Genomic DNA, 15,531 nt, shown 5'->3' with positions numbered 1-15,531 from the left:
ATTAAATTTCATATAGTTACGCATCTCTATTCTCTCGCGTCATTTTGCGCGCTGCCTAAACCAGGCCGCCCGAACACGGACCTCAATCGATAATTTTCCCGACGTCGACAACGCCGTCGTCGTTTTTTGCTTCGCTGTCTTTCCCGTATTCATTATTGCTCAGCGGATCGTCTGATTTGCCTGCGCTTTACGTTTCTGTAAGTTTTGCCTGCTACCCTCAGGGGGCATATCAGCGAACGGAACAGGAGGTTCCATGAGCAAAAAACTCAATGAAATCGATAAACTGATTGGTGATTTGAACCAGGCCGTTGAGGCGCATTATCAGTGGCTGGTGGAGGTATTCAGCTATATTTCAGTGCGTGACAGGGAACAGCCAGCCATTACTCGCCAGGCGTCGCATAATCTTTGTGCTTTCGGTAGCTGGATCAACGGTTAGCTGAGCGAAAACTCCGACGACAGGGGGATTCGTACTGGCCATACATCAGCGCCATGAAGAGACGCATAACGTCTGCCGTGAGCTGGTCACCTCCATCGTCGATGGCGACGTTAAGCTGGCTCTCTTTGATGTCTTCAAGCAAGCTTTGCAGCGGCTACGATGCGCTGACGGAGCTGCAACAGATGCCGCATTCTTGATGAATCCTTCGACAGCCATCTTCCCGAAGAAAACGGCGACAACGTGTATGTGCTGATCACCGACGTCGATCATTTCAAGCAGGTGAACGATACCTGGGGACACATGACGGGCGATGCGGTGCTGCGTGCACTGGCGTTAAAGCTGCGTGAATGCACCCGTAGCTATGAGCCTTCGTACCGTTTTGGCGGTGAGGAGTTCATCACGCTGCTGAAGGCAAGAAACGACCGGGACGCCTGTCACGCAGGGTTGCGCATTAACGAAGCCATTGCGGCACACCGCATCCGATTTGGCGCAGAGCAGCTGTCGATAACCGTCACCTCAGGACTGACGCGAGCCCATCAGGGCGAAACGCTGCATCGGGTGCTGGAGCGGGCAGATTGCGCTATGTATCGCGGAAAACAGAGCGGAAGAAATCGCTGCATGTTTGTAGACAGGGCACTGAACGTGAATCAGGTACAGTTCTGAGAGGCAAAAAAAGCCCGCGCAAGGCGGGCAAACAATACTGGAAGCAATGTGAGCAATGTCGTACCGAATACCTGAGTGATTTGCTCAATTACTCGGTGTTGAGAAAGATAATGCTTCTCATTAAGAAGTTCAACCCCTTCTTTTCTGGGGATGTTAGCCAATCTGGAAAACGGTACGATTCTGGCTGTCATCCAGTGGCCAGACCTCCGCAACGTCGGCCAGCAGCGCCGTGCGGTGGGCGATGGAAAAGCTGCCTGCTACCGCCGCATTGAGCATCTCGCCGGTGGCTTTTACCAGCGCGGGCAGGGAAAGGCTCCCAATCCCGCTGCCCATCAGCTGAATGGGGGAGGATCGCAGCACGGCGCCCGGCAGCGTAATCTCCTGCCCGGAGAGCGAACCCACCTGGACATAGCGCACGGGAGTTGTACCCGGCACATGTTTTGCCAGCGCCTTCAGCAGCAGTTCGGCGCTGCGGCCCCACAGATAATCAATGACCACGTCAATTTGCCCGGCGGCATGTGTCGCGAGGGTTTGCGCCAGCACGCTTTCATCTTCGGTCAGCAAAACGGTGGCATCGGCGTTGAGCGAGGCCAGTGCCTGTGGGTTACGCCCGGTGGCGATGATCTTTTTAGCGCCAAGATGGCGGGCGATTTGTACCGCTAACCGTCCGGCGCTGCCCGTCGCACCGTTTATCAACACGGTTTCACCTGCCTTAAAGCCAGCACGGTTAACCAGCGCGGCCCAGGCCGACATACCAGGATTTGCCATTGCCGCAGCGGTGGCATCATCCAGCCCGTCCGGCAGCGGCAGGCAATGAGCAACATCGACAGGCGCAAGCTGCGCCATGCTGCCCCAGGGCGTTGGCGGGAATACGAAATAAACGCGCTGACCGTCCCGGGTGACGCCAGTGCCGTCGATCCCGGCGATAAACGGGAGCGTGCCGTCAAAACTGTAATGCTTACCGGATGCCCGGCTTTTCACCACGTGGCTGATTGCCGACGCGGTAACCTGAATCAACTGCTGATTTTCAGCGGCAACCGGTTCAGCAAAATCGGCATAAACCGGCCCCTGTGAGGGAGCAAATACTACGGCTGCTTTCATCCTGTTTCTCCTTAATCGGTTTTACGTGTAAAATGCACATAATTGATAAGGCCACTCTACGCCGAAGAGAAATTATATGCAATATGCACATAAACAATATGACGTGACGGATTTTCACGGCGCGTTGCTCGACATCCTGAGCGTGATGAATCAGCCGAAGCGCGATGAAACGCTGCTGGCGGCGGCAGACGTCAAGCTGGATCAGGTGCTGTTTCCGCTATTGGTCACAATTGGCCGCTATGGGCCGGTGGGCGTGGTGGAACTGGCGGACAGCCTCGGGCGCGACTACACCACGGTCAGTCGTCAGGTGAAGAAGTTGCAGGAGCAGGGGCTGGCGCTAAAGCAGCCTGCCGAACGGGACAAGCGTATCAGCGAAGTGACGCTCTCAGAGCAGGGTAAAGCGCTGACGAACGCGATTGACGGCGCAAGACAAAAGCTGATGAATGCAATTTTTGCCGAGTGGCCGGAGGAAGACGTGAAGGCGTTATTTCGTCTGGTAAGGCAATATGCGGAAAGCGTGAAGGGAAAAACGCCGTCTGACTGCTAGCCAGACGGCGGAATGTTATGCGCTGCGGGTCGCGGCTTTCATGTTCTGCACGAACGTTTTCAGCTCTGCCAGCATTGCCGGGTGATTATCGACGTTCTTCTCGATAATTTTGACGATAGCCGAACCGGAAATTGCGCCTGCGGCACCCGCGCCAATGGCGGCGGTCACCTGATCTGGCGCGGAAATGCCAAAGCCCTGCAACGGCGGGGCGGCATGGTATTCACTCAGCTTCTCAATCAGATGATGCAGCGGCAGCGCAGCCTTGTTTTCCGCCCCCGTTACGCCTGCACGGGAAAGCAGGTAGGTATAACCGCGACCGTGGGACGCAATCTGGCGCAGCAGTTCATCATCTGCGTTCGGCGGGCAGATGAAAATCGGTGCCACGTTATGGCGCATCGCCGCCTGGCGGAATTCGGCAGACTCTTCCACCGGCACATCTGCCACCAGAACGGAATCCACGCCCACGCGCTCGCATTCGGCATAGAAGCGATCGATGCCGCGGCTGAAGACCAGATTGGCATACATCAGCAGGCCAATCGGCATGGTCGGGTGCTTCTGGCGAATCGCCGCCAACATTTCGAAACACTGGGTCACGGTAACGCCCGAGGCGAACGCACGCAGCGTAGCGCTTTGAATGGTCGGGCCGTCGGCCAGCGGATCGGAGAAGGGAATACCGAGCTCCAGGGCATCTGCGCCTGCTTCAATCAGCGTATCAATGATTTTTAGCGACTGTTCCGGGTTGGGATCGCCCAGCGTCACGAAGGGAACAAACGCGCCTTCCTTGCGGTTTTTCAGCTCAGCAAACAGGTTGTCATAGCGTTCCATCAGATTTCCCCTCGTGCTTTCAGGATGTCATGTACGGTGAAGATGTCTTTATCGCCGCGGCCGGAAAGGTTAACCACCAGCAGCTGCTCTTTATCCGGATTTTCGCGCATCATTTTCAGCGCGTGAGCGAGGGCGTGGGAAGACTCCAGCGCCGGGATGATCCCTTCATGGCGGCAGAGCGCCTTAAAGGCGTCCAGCGCTTCGTTGTCGGTGACAGAGACGTAGTCCGCACGGCCCGTGCTGTTCAAAAACGCGTGCTGTGGCCCAACGGACGGGAAATCCAGGCCCGCCGAAATGGAATAAGATTCTTCAATCTGGCCTTCATCGGTCTGCATCATCGGCGATTTCATGCCGAAATAGATGCCAACGCGACCGTGCTTAAGCGGCGCGCCGTGCTCGCCAGTTTCGATGCCGTGTCCGGCGGGCTCTACGCCGATCAGGCCGACGGAGGTTTCATCAATAAAGTCCGCAAACATGCCGATGGCGTTGGATCCGCCGCCGACGCAAGCGATAACCGCATCCGGCAGACGGCCTTCTTTTTCCTGAATCTGCACTTTGGTTTCTTCGCCGATCATGCGCTGGAATTCACGCACGATGGTCGGGAACGGGTGAGGGCCTGCTGCGGTGCCGAGCATATAATGCGCGGTTTCGTAGCTGCCGGACCAGTCACGCAGCGCTTCGTTACAGGCATCTTTCAGCGTGGCGGAGCCGCTGTGTACCGGGATCACTTCCGCGCCCATCAGACGCATACGGAACACGTTTGGCGACTGGCGCTCAACGTCTTTTGCGCCCATATAGATGCGGCATTTCAGACCGAGCAGGGCGCTCGCCAGGGCGGAGGCTACGCCGTGCTGGCCTGCGCCGGTTTCGGCGATGATTTCAGTTTTGCCCATGCGCTTCGCCAGCAGCGCCTGGCCCAACACCTGGTTGGTTTTATGCGCGCCACCGTGGAGAAGATCTTCACGCTTAAGGTACAGCGTGGTTTTGGTGCCTGCGGTCAGGTTCTGGCATTTGGTCAGCGCGGTCGGACGACCCGCATAGTTCTTCAGTAAATCGGTAAACTGGGTCTGGAACTCAGGATCTTTCTGCGCGCTTACGAACGCTTCTTCCAGCTGGCGCAGGGCGGGCATCAGGATCTGCGGCACGTACATGCCGCCAAATTCACCAAAATAGGGGTTCAGTAATGTCTTCATGTCCATTTCCTTAATATGCACGCAGCGTCTGAAAAACCGAGGCCAGCTTGCCGGCGTCTTTGATACCCGGTTCAGATTCTACGCCTGAATTGAAATCGAGCCCCGCGCAGCCGCTTTTCGCCGCTGCCACACAATTATCCGGGCTAAGGCCACCTGCCAGCAGGACGTTGCTTAAGTCCTGTCCATTCAGCAGTGACCAGTCGAAGCTTTGGCCTGTGCCGCCCTGGCCGTTGTCGAACACGTATTTGTCGACATGATTCAGCGTGCGGGCAGGCAGCGTCTCTTTTACGCTCAGCGCTTTCCATATTTGCACGTTCTCAGGCAGGGCAACGCGAAGCGCGTCGATATACGCCTGATCTTCATTGCCGTGCAGCTGTACCGCCGCCAGCTTCAGGCTTTCTGCTTTGGCGACGATATCCGCCAGGTCAGTATCCCGGAACACGCCAACGTAGCTTAGCGGTGCGCTGTTGATGACGTCGCGGGCCTGCGCTTCATTGACGTAGCGGGGAGAGGAAGGCACAAAAATCAGCCCGCCATAAAGAGCGCCAGACTCGAAGGCGGCCTGCGCATCCTGGCTGCGCGTCAGCCCGCATACTTTGTTTTCGCCAAGCAGCACGCGACGCACGGCAGCATTAAGATCGTCGTGCGCCATCATCGCTGAGCCAATCAGGAAGCCGTTGGCGAAATGACTCAGTTCACGGACCTGACCATAGGTGTTAATGCCGGATTCGCTGATCACCGTGACGCCTGCGCCCAAACGCGGGGCGAGCTGGCGGGTACGATTGAGATCGATAGAGAGATCGCGCAGGTCGCGGTTATTGATGCCGACGACTTTTGCGCCGAGCGCAATAGCGCGCTCCAGCTCTTCTTCATTACTGACTTCCGTCAGCACGCCCATGCTCAGGCTGTGCGCCACGGCTGAGAGCTGACGATATTCGTCATCATTCAGCACCGACAGCATCAGCAGGCAGGCATCGGCCTGATAGTAGCGGGCCAGGTAAATCTGATACGGATCGACGATAAAGTCTTTGCACAGAATCGGCTGCGGCGCGATTTGGCTGACGATGGGCAGAAAATCGAAGCTGCCCTGGAAATATTTCTCGTCCGTCAGCACGGAGATAGCGGACGCATAATGTTTGTACACCCCGGCGATACGCGCCGGGTCAAAATCTTCACGAATGACGCCTTTTGACGGTGACGCTTTTTTGCATTCGAGGATGAATGCGGTGCGTGCACCCTGTAGCGCATCATAGAAATGGCGCTGGCTCGGCTGAATCTCATTCTGGAAGCTGGCTAATGGTTGCTGCGCTTTGCGGGCTTCGACCCAGATACGCTTATCGGCAACGATTTTGGCTAAAACGGTCTGCATTTCTTATCCTCTTGCTGCTAATGCGGTTACGCGATCGTAGGCTGCACCGCTGTGCAGGACATCCATTACCTTTTTCACGTTGGCTTTTAAATCTTCATGGCCGTGAAGGCGCATCAGCATGGCGACGTTGGCAGAGACTGCGGCCTCGTGGGCACTCTCACCTTTACCCTGGAGTAAACGGGAAAGAATGTCACGGTTTTCTTCCGGGGTGCCGCCTGCCAGCTGCTCCTGACGATATGGCGTCAGGCCAAAGTCCTCGGCGGTCAGCTGATAGCTGTGAATTTCGCCGTCTTTCAGTTCCGCCACCACGGTTGGTGCATGCAGGGAAACTTCATCCATTCCGCCGCTGTGTACCACGGCGGCACGCTGATAGCCGAGCACGCGCAGGGTTTCAGCTATCGGCAGCACCAGCTCCGGGCTGTAGACGCCAATCAGCGCCAGCGGTGGGTGCGCTGGGTTGATCAGCGGCCCGAGCACGTTGAACAGCGTGCGGGTTTTCAGCTGCTGACGAACCGGCATCGCGTGGCGGAATCCGGTGTGGTATTTCGGCGCGAACAGGAAGCAGACGCCAAGCTCATCCAGCGCTTCCCGGGATTTATCGGCGTTCATGTCCAGATTAATGCCGAAGGCCGCGAGTAAATCGGAGGAACCGGACTTGCTCGATACGCTGCGGTTGCCGTGTTTCGCCACTTTCATTCCACAGGCCGCCGCCACAAAGGCGCTGGCGGTAGAGATATTGATGCTGTTGCTGCCGTCGCCGCCGGTGCCGACAATATCGGCAAACGCATATTCAGGGCGCGGGAACGGCGCGGCGTTTTCCAGCAGCGCGGTGGCGGCCCCGGCAATTTCCTGCGGCTGTTCACCACGCACTTTCATGCTGACCAGCGCGGCGGCCAGCTGCTCCGGCTTCACCTCACCACGCACAACGGCGGAGAAGAGCTGGTGGCTTTCCTGCTGGGTCAGGGTTTGCGCCTGATACAGCTTTTCCAGAATCGGCTGCAGCAGATTGGCCGGCTCCAGCTTTTTCAGAGCCCATTCCAGAGTCTGTTCCAGCAGGCGTGCACCGTGGCTGGTCAGAATAGATTCCGGATGGAACTGGAAGCCAACCACGCGATCGGCATCGTGACGGACGGCCATCACCATGCCGTTAAAGCTGGCGTTGATCGTCAGCCCAGCCGGAATATTGCTGCCGACCAGCGAGTGATAGCGCGCAACCGGCAGCGGATTGGCGAGCCCGGCGAACATTGCCTGACCGTCGTGTTCAATGCTGGAGGCTTTGCCGTGGAGGATCTCACCTGCCTGACCGACGTAGCCGCCGTAGGCTTCAACAATCGCCTGATGGCCGAGGCAGATGCCGATGATAGGCAGCTTGCCGCGCATGCGGGTCAGAAGCTCTGGCATGCAGCCTGCTTCAGATGGCGCACCCGGACCCGGTGAGAGCATCAACACCGGGTTATCCATGGTGGCCAGACGTTCAATCAGCGTCTGTGCCGGTACATGGTTGCGGTAGATGACCACGTTATGCCCGCTGGCGCGCAGCTGGTCGGCCAGGTTGTAGGTAAAGGAATCAATATTGTCGAGCAGCAGAATGTCAGCCATCAGAAAATCTCCTCTGCGTGGTGGGCCTGAGCAATGGCGCGCAGCACCGCGCGAGCTTTATTACGGGTTTCATCGGCTTCGGACTGCGGTACGGAGTCAAGCACCACGCCAGCACCGGCCTGGACGGTGGCAATGCCGTTTTCAACAAAGGCAGAGCGGATCACGATGCAGGTATCAAGGTCGCCGTGAGCGGTGAAGTAGCCCACCGCACCACCGTAGCTGCCACGGCGTTTGCCTTCGGCGGCTGCAATCAGCTGCATCGCGCGTACTTTCGGTGCGCCGCTCAGCGTGCCCATATTCATGCAGGCGCGATAGGCGTGCAGCACATCCAGATCCTGGCGCAGCTCGCCCACCACGCGGGAGACCAGATGCATCACGAAGGAGTAGCGGTCCACTTTGGTGAGGTCTGCCACGTAGCGGCTGCCCGGCGTACAAATACGCGCCAGATCGTTACGCGCCAGGTCAACCAGCATCAGGTGCTCCGACATCTCTTTCTGATCGGTACGCATTTCCAGCTCGATACGGCTGTCGAGGTCGCGGTCGAGAGAACCGTCGGCCCGGCGGCCGCGCGGACGCGTACCGGCAATCGGGTAAATTTCAATCTGGCGGTTGCCGGCATCGTATTTCAGCGAGCTTTCCGGCGAGGCACCGAACAGGCTGAAGTCGTTATCCTGCATAAAGAACATGTACGGGCTCGGGTTACTTTTCTTCAGCACGTCGTAGGCCGCCAGCGGCGAAGGGCAAGGCAGCGAGAAGCGGCGGGAAGGCACGACCTGGAAAATTTCCCCGGCGCGAATCGCGCGCTGCATTTTGCGCACCACGGCACCGAACTCGTCGTCGCTCTGGTTCACCTCGGTGTGCATTTTCTCTACCCGTGTAACCGGCAGCGGCATTGGCGGTTCGTTCATCTGCTGACGAATTTGCGCCAGGCGCTGGGTCAGGCGCTGCTTTTCCGCTTCCAGCGGGGTAAAGAGGCTTGCCTGAATGCGGGAGGATTTGGTCTGGTGGTCGATAACCAGCAGCGTTTCGGCCAGGTAGAAGCAGTAATCCGGGCAGGCGGTGTCGCTGTCTAACTGAGGTAAATCTTCGAAGCCTGCGACCAGATCATAAGCAAACAGGCCACCGAAGAACATCGCTTCGCGTTCGGTTTCCGGCACCGTTACCAGCGTTTGCAACAGGCGAAAGGCATCAAAAACGGACAATGAGCAAAGGCGAGCGTCTTCATCCAGCAGCGTGCTCACCGCCGGGAAATGAAGGATACGGCCATTCGGCTGGCGTTGGTTCTCCACGCCTGCGGGCAGGGCAACATCAAGCAAATCCAACAGGGCTGCGCCGTTGTCAGAGAGAGCCTGAATGGTGACGGTGTCACCTAAAGCGGTAATGCGCAGTGCACTGTCGACTAACAGCAGGCTTTTCAAATCATCTTTGCTGTCGATATCTGCGGACTCCAGCAACAGCGTCGCCGGACGCGCGCCGCACAGCTGGTGGAACAGCGCCGTCGGATTTTCGCGATAGATGGCGTCACTGGTCAGAAGCTCGAGTTTCGGTGTTGAGTTTTGCATTCTTGTTCTCGCTCAATCTGTTATCTGTGGTTCAAAAAAAAGCCCGCTCACTGGCGGGCCTGGTATCTGTTGGTCTTGTGCAGACGCGATCGTACAGCCCGATTTCAGGTTGTACGCCACCAGCTATGAAAAGTAACGGTAAAGTGGGTCATCGCAGATACCTCGTTGTGTGAACTTGTGTACTAGTTAACTAGTCCGAGAGGGTAAAGTCAACCCCTGATTTCAGAAATTCATTCACAACGGCTATGATGGACGCCGACATAAGCCTGACCTGATTGCATAACTGAACTCCGGAGTGATTTTGAGCGACCATCCCTACGCCCTGATTTACGACCTGCACAGCCACACAACCGCCTCCGATGGACGCCTGACGCCCGAAGCGCTGGTGCACCGTGCGGCTTCAATGCGCGTGGGTACGCTTGCGATAACCGATCATGATACCGTAGCGGCCATTCCTGCCGCCCGGGCTGAAATCGCCCGCGCGGGGCTGCCGCTGAATTTAATTTCAGGCGTGGAGATTTCGACCGTCTGGGAAAATCATGAGATCCACATCGTTGGGCTGAACATTGATATCGGGCATCCGGCAATGACTGCGTTTCTGGCGCAGCAGACTGAACGTCGCCAGCAGCGCGCGAAGCTGATTGCTGAACGACTGGAAAAAGCGCAGATCCCCGGCGCATGGGAAGGCGCGCTGGCGTTTGCCGACGGCGGCGTGGTCACGCGCGGCCATTTTGCCCGTTTCCTGGTTGAAGCGGGCAAGGCCAGCAACTTCAACGACGTCTTTAAAAAATACCTCGCCCGCGGTAAAACCGGATACGTTCCGCCACAGTGGTGTACAATAGATCAAGCTATTGATGTGATTCACCATTCTGGTGGTAAAGCGGTGATTGCCCATCCGGGACGCTACCAGCTCTCCGCCAAGTGGCTGAAAAGACTGCTGGCGTTCTTCAGTGAATGCGGTGGCGACGCCATGGAGGTCGCCCAGTGCCAGCAGGCTCCCCACGAGCGAACGCAGCTTGCCGCTTATGCACGTCAGTATGGATTACTGGCGTCACAGGGGTCTGATTTTCATCAGCCTTGCCCGTGGATCGAACTTGGCCGGAAGCTGTGGCTTCCCGCCGGGGCGGAAGGCGTGTGGCAGAGCTGGGAAGCGCCCCAGGATAAACGAGAGGAAGTATGAGTCAGTTTTTTTATATTCACCCGGAAAACCCGCAGCAGCGCCTGATCAACCAGGCGGTGGAAATCGTGCGTAAAGGCGGCGTTATCGTCTATCCCACGGATTCTGGCTATGCGCTTGGCTGTAAAATTGAAGACAAGGGCGCGATGGAGCGGATCTGCCGTATCCGCCAGTTGCCGGACGGCCACAACTTCACCCTGATGTGTCGTGACCTGTCGGAGCTGTCGACCTATGCCTATGTGGACAACGTGGCCTTCAGGCTGATCAAGAACAACACGCCGGGTAACTACACGTTTATTCTCAAAGGCACCAAAGAGGTGCCGCGCCGTCTGTTGCAGGAAAAACGCAAAACCATCGGCATGCGCGTACCGTCAAACCCGATTGCCCAGATGCTGCTGGAAGCGCTTGGTGAACCCATGCTCTCCACGTCCCTGATGCTGCCGGGCAGTGAATTCACCGAATCCGATCCGGAAGAGATCAAAGACCGACTCGAGAAGCAGGTAGATCTGATCATTCACGGCGGCTATCTCGGCCAGCAGCCCACCACGGTTATCGACATTACCGAAGATTCTCCGGTGGTGCTGCGCGAAGGCGTGGGCGACGTGAAACCGTTCCTGTAATCTTTGCGAGTGGTACCTTGTGCCACTCCGTTTCACCCTGTAGCGCCAGCGAAGCGCTTCCGTCATCTGATGAAGTCCTGAGCCCAAAACGTTGCTGCTGCGGTCAATCCGCTCTTTGAGCGTTATCCCTGGATGTCAGGAAAACAGAGCCGTTTAATCTGGCGGCGCGAAAAAGCGCTGTCGGAGCGCGTGTGGCGATATCCAGCGCTAATGAGATGAACCTTTTCACCGAAAATTCATGTATTATGTGCGGTCACGCAACGCCGGGCGGGTGAAAACACGCCGCTGACGGCGCAAGAATCACTCTGTCGACAGGTTCAGTTTTCGCTAACGTGTTGATTTTGCATGTATACCAGACGCCTGGGAAGGCGACACCTTAAGGATGCTCGATGAGCGAGAAATTACAGAAAGTGCTGGCTCGTGCCGGCCACGGCTCCCGCCGTGAAATCGAAACCATGATTCAGGCAGGTCGCGTCAGCGTCGATGGCAAAGTAGCCACGCTGGGCGATCGCGTTGAAGTGATCCCGGGTCTTAAAATTCGTATCGACGGTCATCTTATCTCCGTCAAAGAGTCCGTGGAGCAGATTTGCCGCGTGCTGGCGTACTACAAACCGGAAGGTGAGCTGTGTACCCGCAGCGATCCGGAAGGGCGCCCAACGGTGTTCGATCGTCTGCCAAAACTGCGCGGTGCGCGCTGGATTGCCGTCGGGCGTCTGGACGTGAACACCTGCGGTTTACTGCTGTTCACCACCGACGGCGAGCTGGCAAACCGTCTGATGCACCCAAGCCGCGAAGTTGAGCGTGAATACGCCGTGCGCGTGTTTGGCGAAGTTGACGACAACAAAGTGAAACAGCTCTCACGCGGCGTGCAGCTGGAAGATGGTCCGGCGGCGTTCAAAACGATTAAATTCACCGGCGGTGAAGGTATCAACCAATGGTACAACGTCACCCTGACCGAAGGCCGTAACCGTGAAGTCCGTCGTCTGTGGGAAGCCGTTGGCGTGCAGGTGAGCCGTCTGATTCGCGTTCGCTATGGCGATATTCCACTGCCAAAAGGCCTTCCGCGCGGCGGTTACACCGAGCTGGATCTGGCGCAGACTAACTACCTGCGTGAACTGGTGGAACTGAAGCCTGAAACCGAATCAAAAGTGGCGGTGGAAAAAGACCGTCGTCGCATGAAGGCGAATCAGATTCGGCGTGCGGTGAAACGCCATACGCAGGTGAGCGGTAAACCGGCGAAAAGCGGTGGGGCTCGTCGCTCCAGCAGCCGTAATAACGGCAGCGGTTCATAACCGCCGTTCGATGCAAAAAGGCCCCTCAGGGGCCTTTTTTGTCAGTAGTCGATGCCGATCTGCGCCTTGATGCCTGCGTCAAATGCGTGCTTCACCGGACGTAACTCACTCACCGTATCGGCCATCTCCAGAATATCCCTGTGGCAGCCGCGGCCCGTGACAATGACCGTCTGCTGGCGTGGACGCTGCTCGAGCGCTGTGAGCACCTCCTGCAGCGGCAAATAGTCATATGCCACCATGTAGGTCAGTTCGTCGAGAATGACCAGATCCAGGGTTTCATCCATCAGCATCCGTTTTGCGTGCTGCCAGACGGCGAGACAGGCGGCGGTATCGCCCGCTTTGTCCTGCGTGTCCCAGGTAAATCCTGTCGCCATCACCTGAAATTCGACGCCGTGCGGCTCCAGCAGGTTGCGCTCGCCGTTTGGCCATTCGCCCTTGATAAACTGGATCACGCCAACTTTTTTACCGTGGCCGACTGCGCGGGTGGCGGTGCCAAATGCCGCAGTGGTTTTCCCTTTTCCGTTGCCGGTGAGCACCAGCAGGATCCCGCGTTCCTGCCGGGCTTCCGCGACGCGGGCATCGACTTTCTCTTTTAGTCGCTGCTGACGCTCGCGATGTCTTTCATCACTCATTGCGCAATACCTGGTTTGCGGCCCGGCTGAGCATCAAAAGTCATCCCGGTTTTGCGGCGGCTGTCGTCGCCCATCAGCCACAGGTAGAGCGGCATAATGTCGGCAGGGGTTTTCAGCTTCTGCGGATCTTCTGTAGGGAACGCGCTGGCGCGCATGCCGGTGCGGGTGCCGCCCGGGTTAATGCAGTTGACGCGAAGCTGACCCTGATACTCCTCCGCCAGCACCTGCATCATGCCTTCGGTGGCGAATTTAGAGACGGCGTAAGCCCCCCAGTTGGCGCGCCCCTGCTGGCCGACGCTTGAGGACGTAAAGACCAGCGAGCCGGAATCTGAACGAAGTAATAAAGGAAGCAGCGCCTGGGTCAGCATAAAGGTGCCGTTGACGTTGACCTGCATGACGTCCTGCCAGACGTCGATTTTCTGCTGATCCATTGGCGCCACGTCACCTAAAAGGCCGGCGTTATGCAGCACGCCGTCGAGCCGTGGCGTATGGATGCTGATTTTTTGCGCCAGCTGTTGACACTCTTCCGGCGTGCAGGTCAGCAGGTCGAGCAGGAACCAGTACGGCACCGTGCCGCTTTCCTGCTCAATTTCGCGGGCGACGGCCCGCAGCTTATCTTCATTACGGCCAAGTAAAATGACTCGGGCGCCGTAGCGCGAGTAGGTCAGGGCGGCTTCACGGCCGATGCCATCGCTGGCACCGGTAACAAGAATGATGCGATTTTGTAGCAAATCGCGCTGAGGTTGATAATGCACGGACTCTCTCCTGTGGTGCTCAAACGCGCCACGTCGCTGTTCTGCTTCTGTTTGTTCGCTTTTCGGCTTTATGCCCTAAACGGCGACCTATTTCAATCAGCCATGCGGAAAGCATGTTCATAATTAACATTTTGCAATCATTTCATCAGTGGAGAAAAAAACGGGAAGCGCGCTCGCATCGTACAATTCAGGCGGGAGACGCACCGTCAGGGCTGTTGTACACTGTGCGCGATAACTGTGTGATTCTTTTCAAGGTGGAAGCGTGGAATTACTTGCTCAATACGGGTTGTTTTTGGCGAAAATCGCCACGGTTGTAGTTGCGATAGCGGTGGTTGCCACGCTAATCGTGAATCTTACCCAACGTAAGCGGCAGCGAGGGGAGCTGCGGATCACCAACCTCAGTGAACACTATAAAGAGATGCAGGAAGAGATGAGCGTGGCTCTGCTCGACGGACCACAGCAAAAGCTCTGGCACAAGGCGCAAAAGAAGAAGCACAAGCTTGAAGCGAAAACGGCGAAGGCGAATGCAAAGAAAGCCCTGAAAGATCCGCAAGAGAAACCGAAGGCCTGGGTACTCGATTTTAAAGGCAGCATGGATGCTCACGAGGTCACCGGGCTCCGTGAAGAAGTAACGGCGGTGCTCGCGGTCGTCAAGCCTCAGGATCAGGTGGTGATTCGCTTAGAAAGTCCTGGTGGGGTGGTACACGGCTACGGCCTGGCGGCGTCTCAGCTTCAGCGTCTGCGGGAAAAAAACATCCCGCTGACTATTGCCGTCGATAAAGTAGCGGCCAGCGGTGGCTACATGATGGCGTGCGTGGGGAATAAAATTGTCTCTGCGCCGTTTGCGATTATCGGCTCTATTGGCGTTGTGGCGCAGATCCCGAACTTCAATCGTTTCCTGAAGAGCAAAGACATTGATATTGAGCTGCACACCGCCGGGCAGTACAAGCGCACGCTGACGCTGCTGGGGGAAAACACGGAAGAAGGACGGCAGAAATTCCGTGAAGATCTTAATGAAACCCATCTGCTGTTTAAAGATTTTGTACATCAGATGCGTCCACAGCTGGATATCGACGAGGTAGCAACGGGCGAACACTGGTACGGCCAACAGGCGAAAGCGAAAGGGCTGGTGGATGAAATTGGCACCAGCGACGATCTGCTGCTGGGGCTGATGGAGAGCCATGAAGTGCTGAACGTGCGCTATCTGCAACGCAAGAAGTTGATGGATCGTTTTACCGGCAGCGCGGCACAAAGCGCCGACCACCTGCTGATGCGCTGGTGGCAGCGTGGGCAGAAACCCATGATGTAAAAAAGAATGCGAGGCCTGGGCCTCGCATTTTTTTAATCGATCAGGTGGTACTTTTCAGACAGCTGATGGGCCAGATACTTGAACATATTGAAGACGGCGGTACTTTTCGGCGTCGGTAAGCCCTGTTCATCGAGATAGAACTCACCGCTGAATACCAGCACGCCGTTGCGCTGGGTGACGCCGGTGGCCTCAATGCCTTTCATGGTATCTTCATGTTCACGGATGAGACGGTTGGCTTCGGCCAGCAGGGACTGGCGATCGATAGGTTGGGATGTTTCTTGCATCTCTGACTCCTCTAAAACACTGGCGATAGTCTACGCCGGGCGCGCAACGTGGGCAAATTTTCCCTGAAAATCACAAGGACTTCCCGGCGGAGTGTCTGCTGGCGGGAATCACTTTTGCATGCTAATAAAGTTGCGTAACGGATTTTATCAGGTACAGTGTGACGCTT

The 15,531-nt window shown here is 56.9% G+C and carries 16 protein-coding genes and 1 other annotated feature; of the genes, 7 read left to right on the top strand and 9 right to left on the bottom strand.

Annotated elements, in window-relative coordinates; genetic code table 11:
- Nucleotides 1-253 precede the first annotated feature (253 nt).
- Nucleotides 254-436, top strand: a complete 183-nt coding sequence (locus AB1287_RS13805) for a hypothetical protein (protein WP_435618115.1) — start codon at nucleotides 254-256, stop codon at nucleotides 434-436.
- 240 nt (nucleotides 437-676) lie between these two features.
- The gene (locus AB1287_RS13800) at nucleotides 677-1,099 is read left to right on the top strand and encodes a diguanylate cyclase domain-containing protein (protein WP_436799839.1); all 423 of its coding nucleotides are present in this window, start codon (nucleotides 677-679) and stop codon (nucleotides 1,097-1,099) included.
- A 153-nt stretch (nucleotides 1,100-1,252) separates the two neighbouring features.
- On the opposite strand, the gene AB1287_RS13795 is transcribed toward AB1287_RS13800, so the two are convergent.
- On the bottom strand, nucleotides 1,253-2,200 hold the full coding sequence (locus tag AB1287_RS13795) for a zinc-binding alcohol dehydrogenase family protein (protein WP_435618114.1): 948 nt from the start codon (nucleotides 2,198-2,200) through the stop codon (nucleotides 1,253-1,255).
- Nucleotides 2,201-2,276: 76 nt separating this feature from the next.
- Between AB1287_RS13795 and AB1287_RS13790 the strand changes: the two genes are divergently transcribed.
- Nucleotides 2,277-2,747: a MarR family winged helix-turn-helix transcriptional regulator gene (locus tag AB1287_RS13790; RefSeq protein WP_312626596.1), complete on the top strand. Its 471-nt coding sequence runs from the start codon at nucleotides 2,277-2,279 to the stop codon at nucleotides 2,745-2,747.
- Between the two features lie 15 nt (nucleotides 2,748-2,762).
- On the opposite strand, the gene trpA is transcribed toward AB1287_RS13790, so the two are convergent.
- The 5 genes from trpA to AB1287_RS13765 are packed head-to-tail and all read right to left on the bottom strand — an operon-like array spanning nucleotide 2,763 to nucleotide 9,295.
- The gene (gene trpA, locus AB1287_RS13785) at nucleotides 2,763-3,572 is read right to left on the bottom strand and encodes a tryptophan synthase subunit alpha (RefSeq protein ID WP_435618113.1); all 810 of its coding nucleotides are present in this window, start codon (nucleotides 3,570-3,572) and stop codon (nucleotides 2,763-2,765) included.
- A complete protein-coding gene (gene trpB / locus AB1287_RS13780; protein ID WP_312626600.1) occupies nucleotides 3,572-4,765 on the bottom strand; it encodes a tryptophan synthase subunit beta in 1,194 nt (397 codons plus the stop codon). The genes trpA and trpB overlap by 1 nt, the downstream gene beginning before the upstream one ends.
- A 10-nt stretch (nucleotides 4,766-4,775) precedes the next feature.
- A complete protein-coding gene (gene trpCF, locus AB1287_RS13775; RefSeq protein ID WP_435618112.1) occupies nucleotides 4,776-6,134 on the bottom strand; it encodes a bifunctional indole-3-glycerol-phosphate synthase TrpC/phosphoribosylanthranilate isomerase TrpF in 1,359 nt (452 codons plus the stop codon).
- Between the two features lie 3 nt (nucleotides 6,135-6,137).
- The gene (gene trpD, locus AB1287_RS13770; protein WP_312626604.1) at nucleotides 6,138-7,733 is read right to left on the bottom strand and encodes a bifunctional anthranilate synthase glutamate amidotransferase component TrpG/anthranilate phosphoribosyltransferase TrpD; all 1,596 of its coding nucleotides are present in this window, start codon (nucleotides 7,731-7,733) and stop codon (nucleotides 6,138-6,140) included.
- A complete protein-coding gene (locus tag AB1287_RS13765) occupies nucleotides 7,733-9,295 on the bottom strand; it encodes an anthranilate synthase component 1 (protein WP_312626606.1) in 1,563 nt (520 codons plus the stop codon). Before AB1287_RS13765 ends, trpD begins: the two co-directional genes overlap by 1 nt.
- Before the next feature lie 33 nt (nucleotides 9,296-9,328).
- Nucleotides 9,329-9,423 (bottom strand) — a sequence feature (Trp leader region).
- 173 nt (nucleotides 9,424-9,596) lie between these two features.
- On the opposite strand from AB1287_RS13765, the gene rnm reads away from it, so the two are divergent.
- The 3 genes from rnm (at nucleotide 9,597) to rluB (ending at nucleotide 12,384) form a co-directional block, all read left to right on the top strand.
- Nucleotides 9,597-10,475 (top strand): RNase RNM, encoded by an 879-nt coding sequence (gene rnm / locus AB1287_RS13760; protein ID WP_312626608.1) that lies wholly within the window; start codon nucleotides 9,597-9,599, stop codon nucleotides 10,473-10,475.
- The gene (locus AB1287_RS13755; RefSeq protein ID WP_312626610.1) at nucleotides 10,472-11,092 is read left to right on the top strand and encodes an L-threonylcarbamoyladenylate synthase; all 621 of its coding nucleotides are present in this window, start codon (nucleotides 10,472-10,474) and stop codon (nucleotides 11,090-11,092) included. The genes rnm and AB1287_RS13755 overlap by 4 nt, the downstream gene beginning before the upstream one ends.
- Before the next feature lie 389 nt (nucleotides 11,093-11,481).
- Nucleotides 11,482-12,384, top strand: a complete 903-nt coding sequence (rluB, locus tag AB1287_RS13750) for a 23S rRNA pseudouridine(2605) synthase RluB (RefSeq protein WP_312626612.1) — start codon at nucleotides 11,482-11,484, stop codon at nucleotides 12,382-12,384.
- A 41-nt stretch (nucleotides 12,385-12,425) separates the two neighbouring features.
- Here rluB and cobO read toward each other — a convergent pair whose 3' ends face one another.
- Nucleotides 12,426-13,016 carry a cob(I)yrinic acid a,c-diamide adenosyltransferase gene (cobO, locus tag AB1287_RS13745; RefSeq protein WP_435618111.1) on the bottom strand — a complete coding sequence of 197 codons (591 nt, stop codon included), beginning with the start codon at nucleotides 13,014-13,016 and terminating at the stop codon, nucleotides 12,426-12,428.
- Nucleotides 13,013-13,771 (bottom strand): YciK family oxidoreductase, encoded by a 759-nt coding sequence (locus tag AB1287_RS13740; protein ID WP_312626616.1) that lies wholly within the window; start codon nucleotides 13,769-13,771, stop codon nucleotides 13,013-13,015. The genes cobO and AB1287_RS13740 overlap by 4 nt, the downstream gene beginning before the upstream one ends.
- 262 nt (nucleotides 13,772-14,033) lie before the next feature.
- On the opposite strand from AB1287_RS13740, the gene sohB reads away from it, so the two are divergent.
- The gene (gene sohB / locus AB1287_RS13735) at nucleotides 14,034-15,080 is read left to right on the top strand and encodes a protease SohB (RefSeq protein ID WP_312626618.1); all 1,047 of its coding nucleotides are present in this window, start codon (nucleotides 14,034-14,036) and stop codon (nucleotides 15,078-15,080) included.
- A 32-nt stretch (nucleotides 15,081-15,112) separates the two neighbouring features.
- Here the strand turns inward: sohB and AB1287_RS13730 are convergent, their stop codons facing one another.
- Nucleotides 15,113-15,364: a YciN family protein gene (locus tag AB1287_RS13730; protein WP_312626620.1), complete on the bottom strand. Its 252-nt coding sequence runs from the start codon at nucleotides 15,362-15,364 to the stop codon at nucleotides 15,113-15,115.
- Nucleotides 15,365-15,531 lie beyond the last annotated feature (167 nt).

This window comes from Scandinavium sp. UTDF21-P1B (genome assembly GCF_040750395.1).
GTDB lineage: Bacteria > Pseudomonadota > Gammaproteobacteria > Enterobacterales > Enterobacteriaceae > Scandinavium.
Note: the sequence above shows the minus strand (reverse complement) of the source record. Positions and strands in the feature narration are given on the sequence as shown.

Bases quoted from the DNA above. Each gene is read 5' to 3' on its own strand.
- AB1287_RS13805 (WP_435618115.1), top strand. From the start codon at position 254: ATGAGCAAAAAACTCAATGAAATCGATAAACTGATTGGTGATTTGAAC.
- AB1287_RS13795 (WP_435618114.1), bottom strand. From the start codon at position 2,200: ATGAAAGCAGCCGTAGTATTTGCTCCCTCACAGGGGCCGGTTTATGCC.
- AB1287_RS13790 (WP_312626596.1), top strand. From the start codon at position 2,277: ATGCAATATGCACATAAACAATATGACGTGACGGATTTTCACGGCGCG.
- trpA (WP_435618113.1), bottom strand. From the start codon at position 3,572: ATGGAACGCTATGACAACCTGTTTGCTGAGCTGAAAAACCGCAAGGAA.
- trpB (WP_312626600.1), bottom strand. From the start codon at position 4,765: ATGAAGACATTACTGAACCCCTATTTTGGTGAATTTGGCGGCATGTAC.
- trpCF (WP_435618112.1), bottom strand. From the start codon at position 6,134: ATGCAGACCGTTTTAGCCAAAATCGTTGCCGATAAGCGTATCTGGGTC.
- trpD (WP_312626604.1), bottom strand. From the start codon at position 7,733: ATGGCTGACATTCTGCTGCTCGACAATATTGATTCCTTTACCTACAAC.
- AB1287_RS13765 (WP_312626606.1), bottom strand. From the start codon at position 9,295: ATGCAAAACTCAACACCGAAACTCGAGCTTCTGACCAGTGACGCCATC.
- AB1287_RS13755 (WP_312626610.1), top strand. From the start codon at position 10,472: ATGAGTCAGTTTTTTTATATTCACCCGGAAAACCCGCAGCAGCGCCTG.
- rluB (WP_312626612.1), top strand. From the start codon at position 11,482: ATGAGCGAGAAATTACAGAAAGTGCTGGCTCGTGCCGGCCACGGCTCC.
- cobO (WP_435618111.1), bottom strand. From the start codon at position 13,016: ATGAGTGATGAAAGACATCGCGAGCGTCAGCAGCGACTAAAAGAGAAA.
- AB1287_RS13730 (WP_312626620.1), bottom strand. From the start codon at position 15,364: ATGCAAGAAACATCCCAACCTATCGATCGCCAGTCCCTGCTGGCCGAA.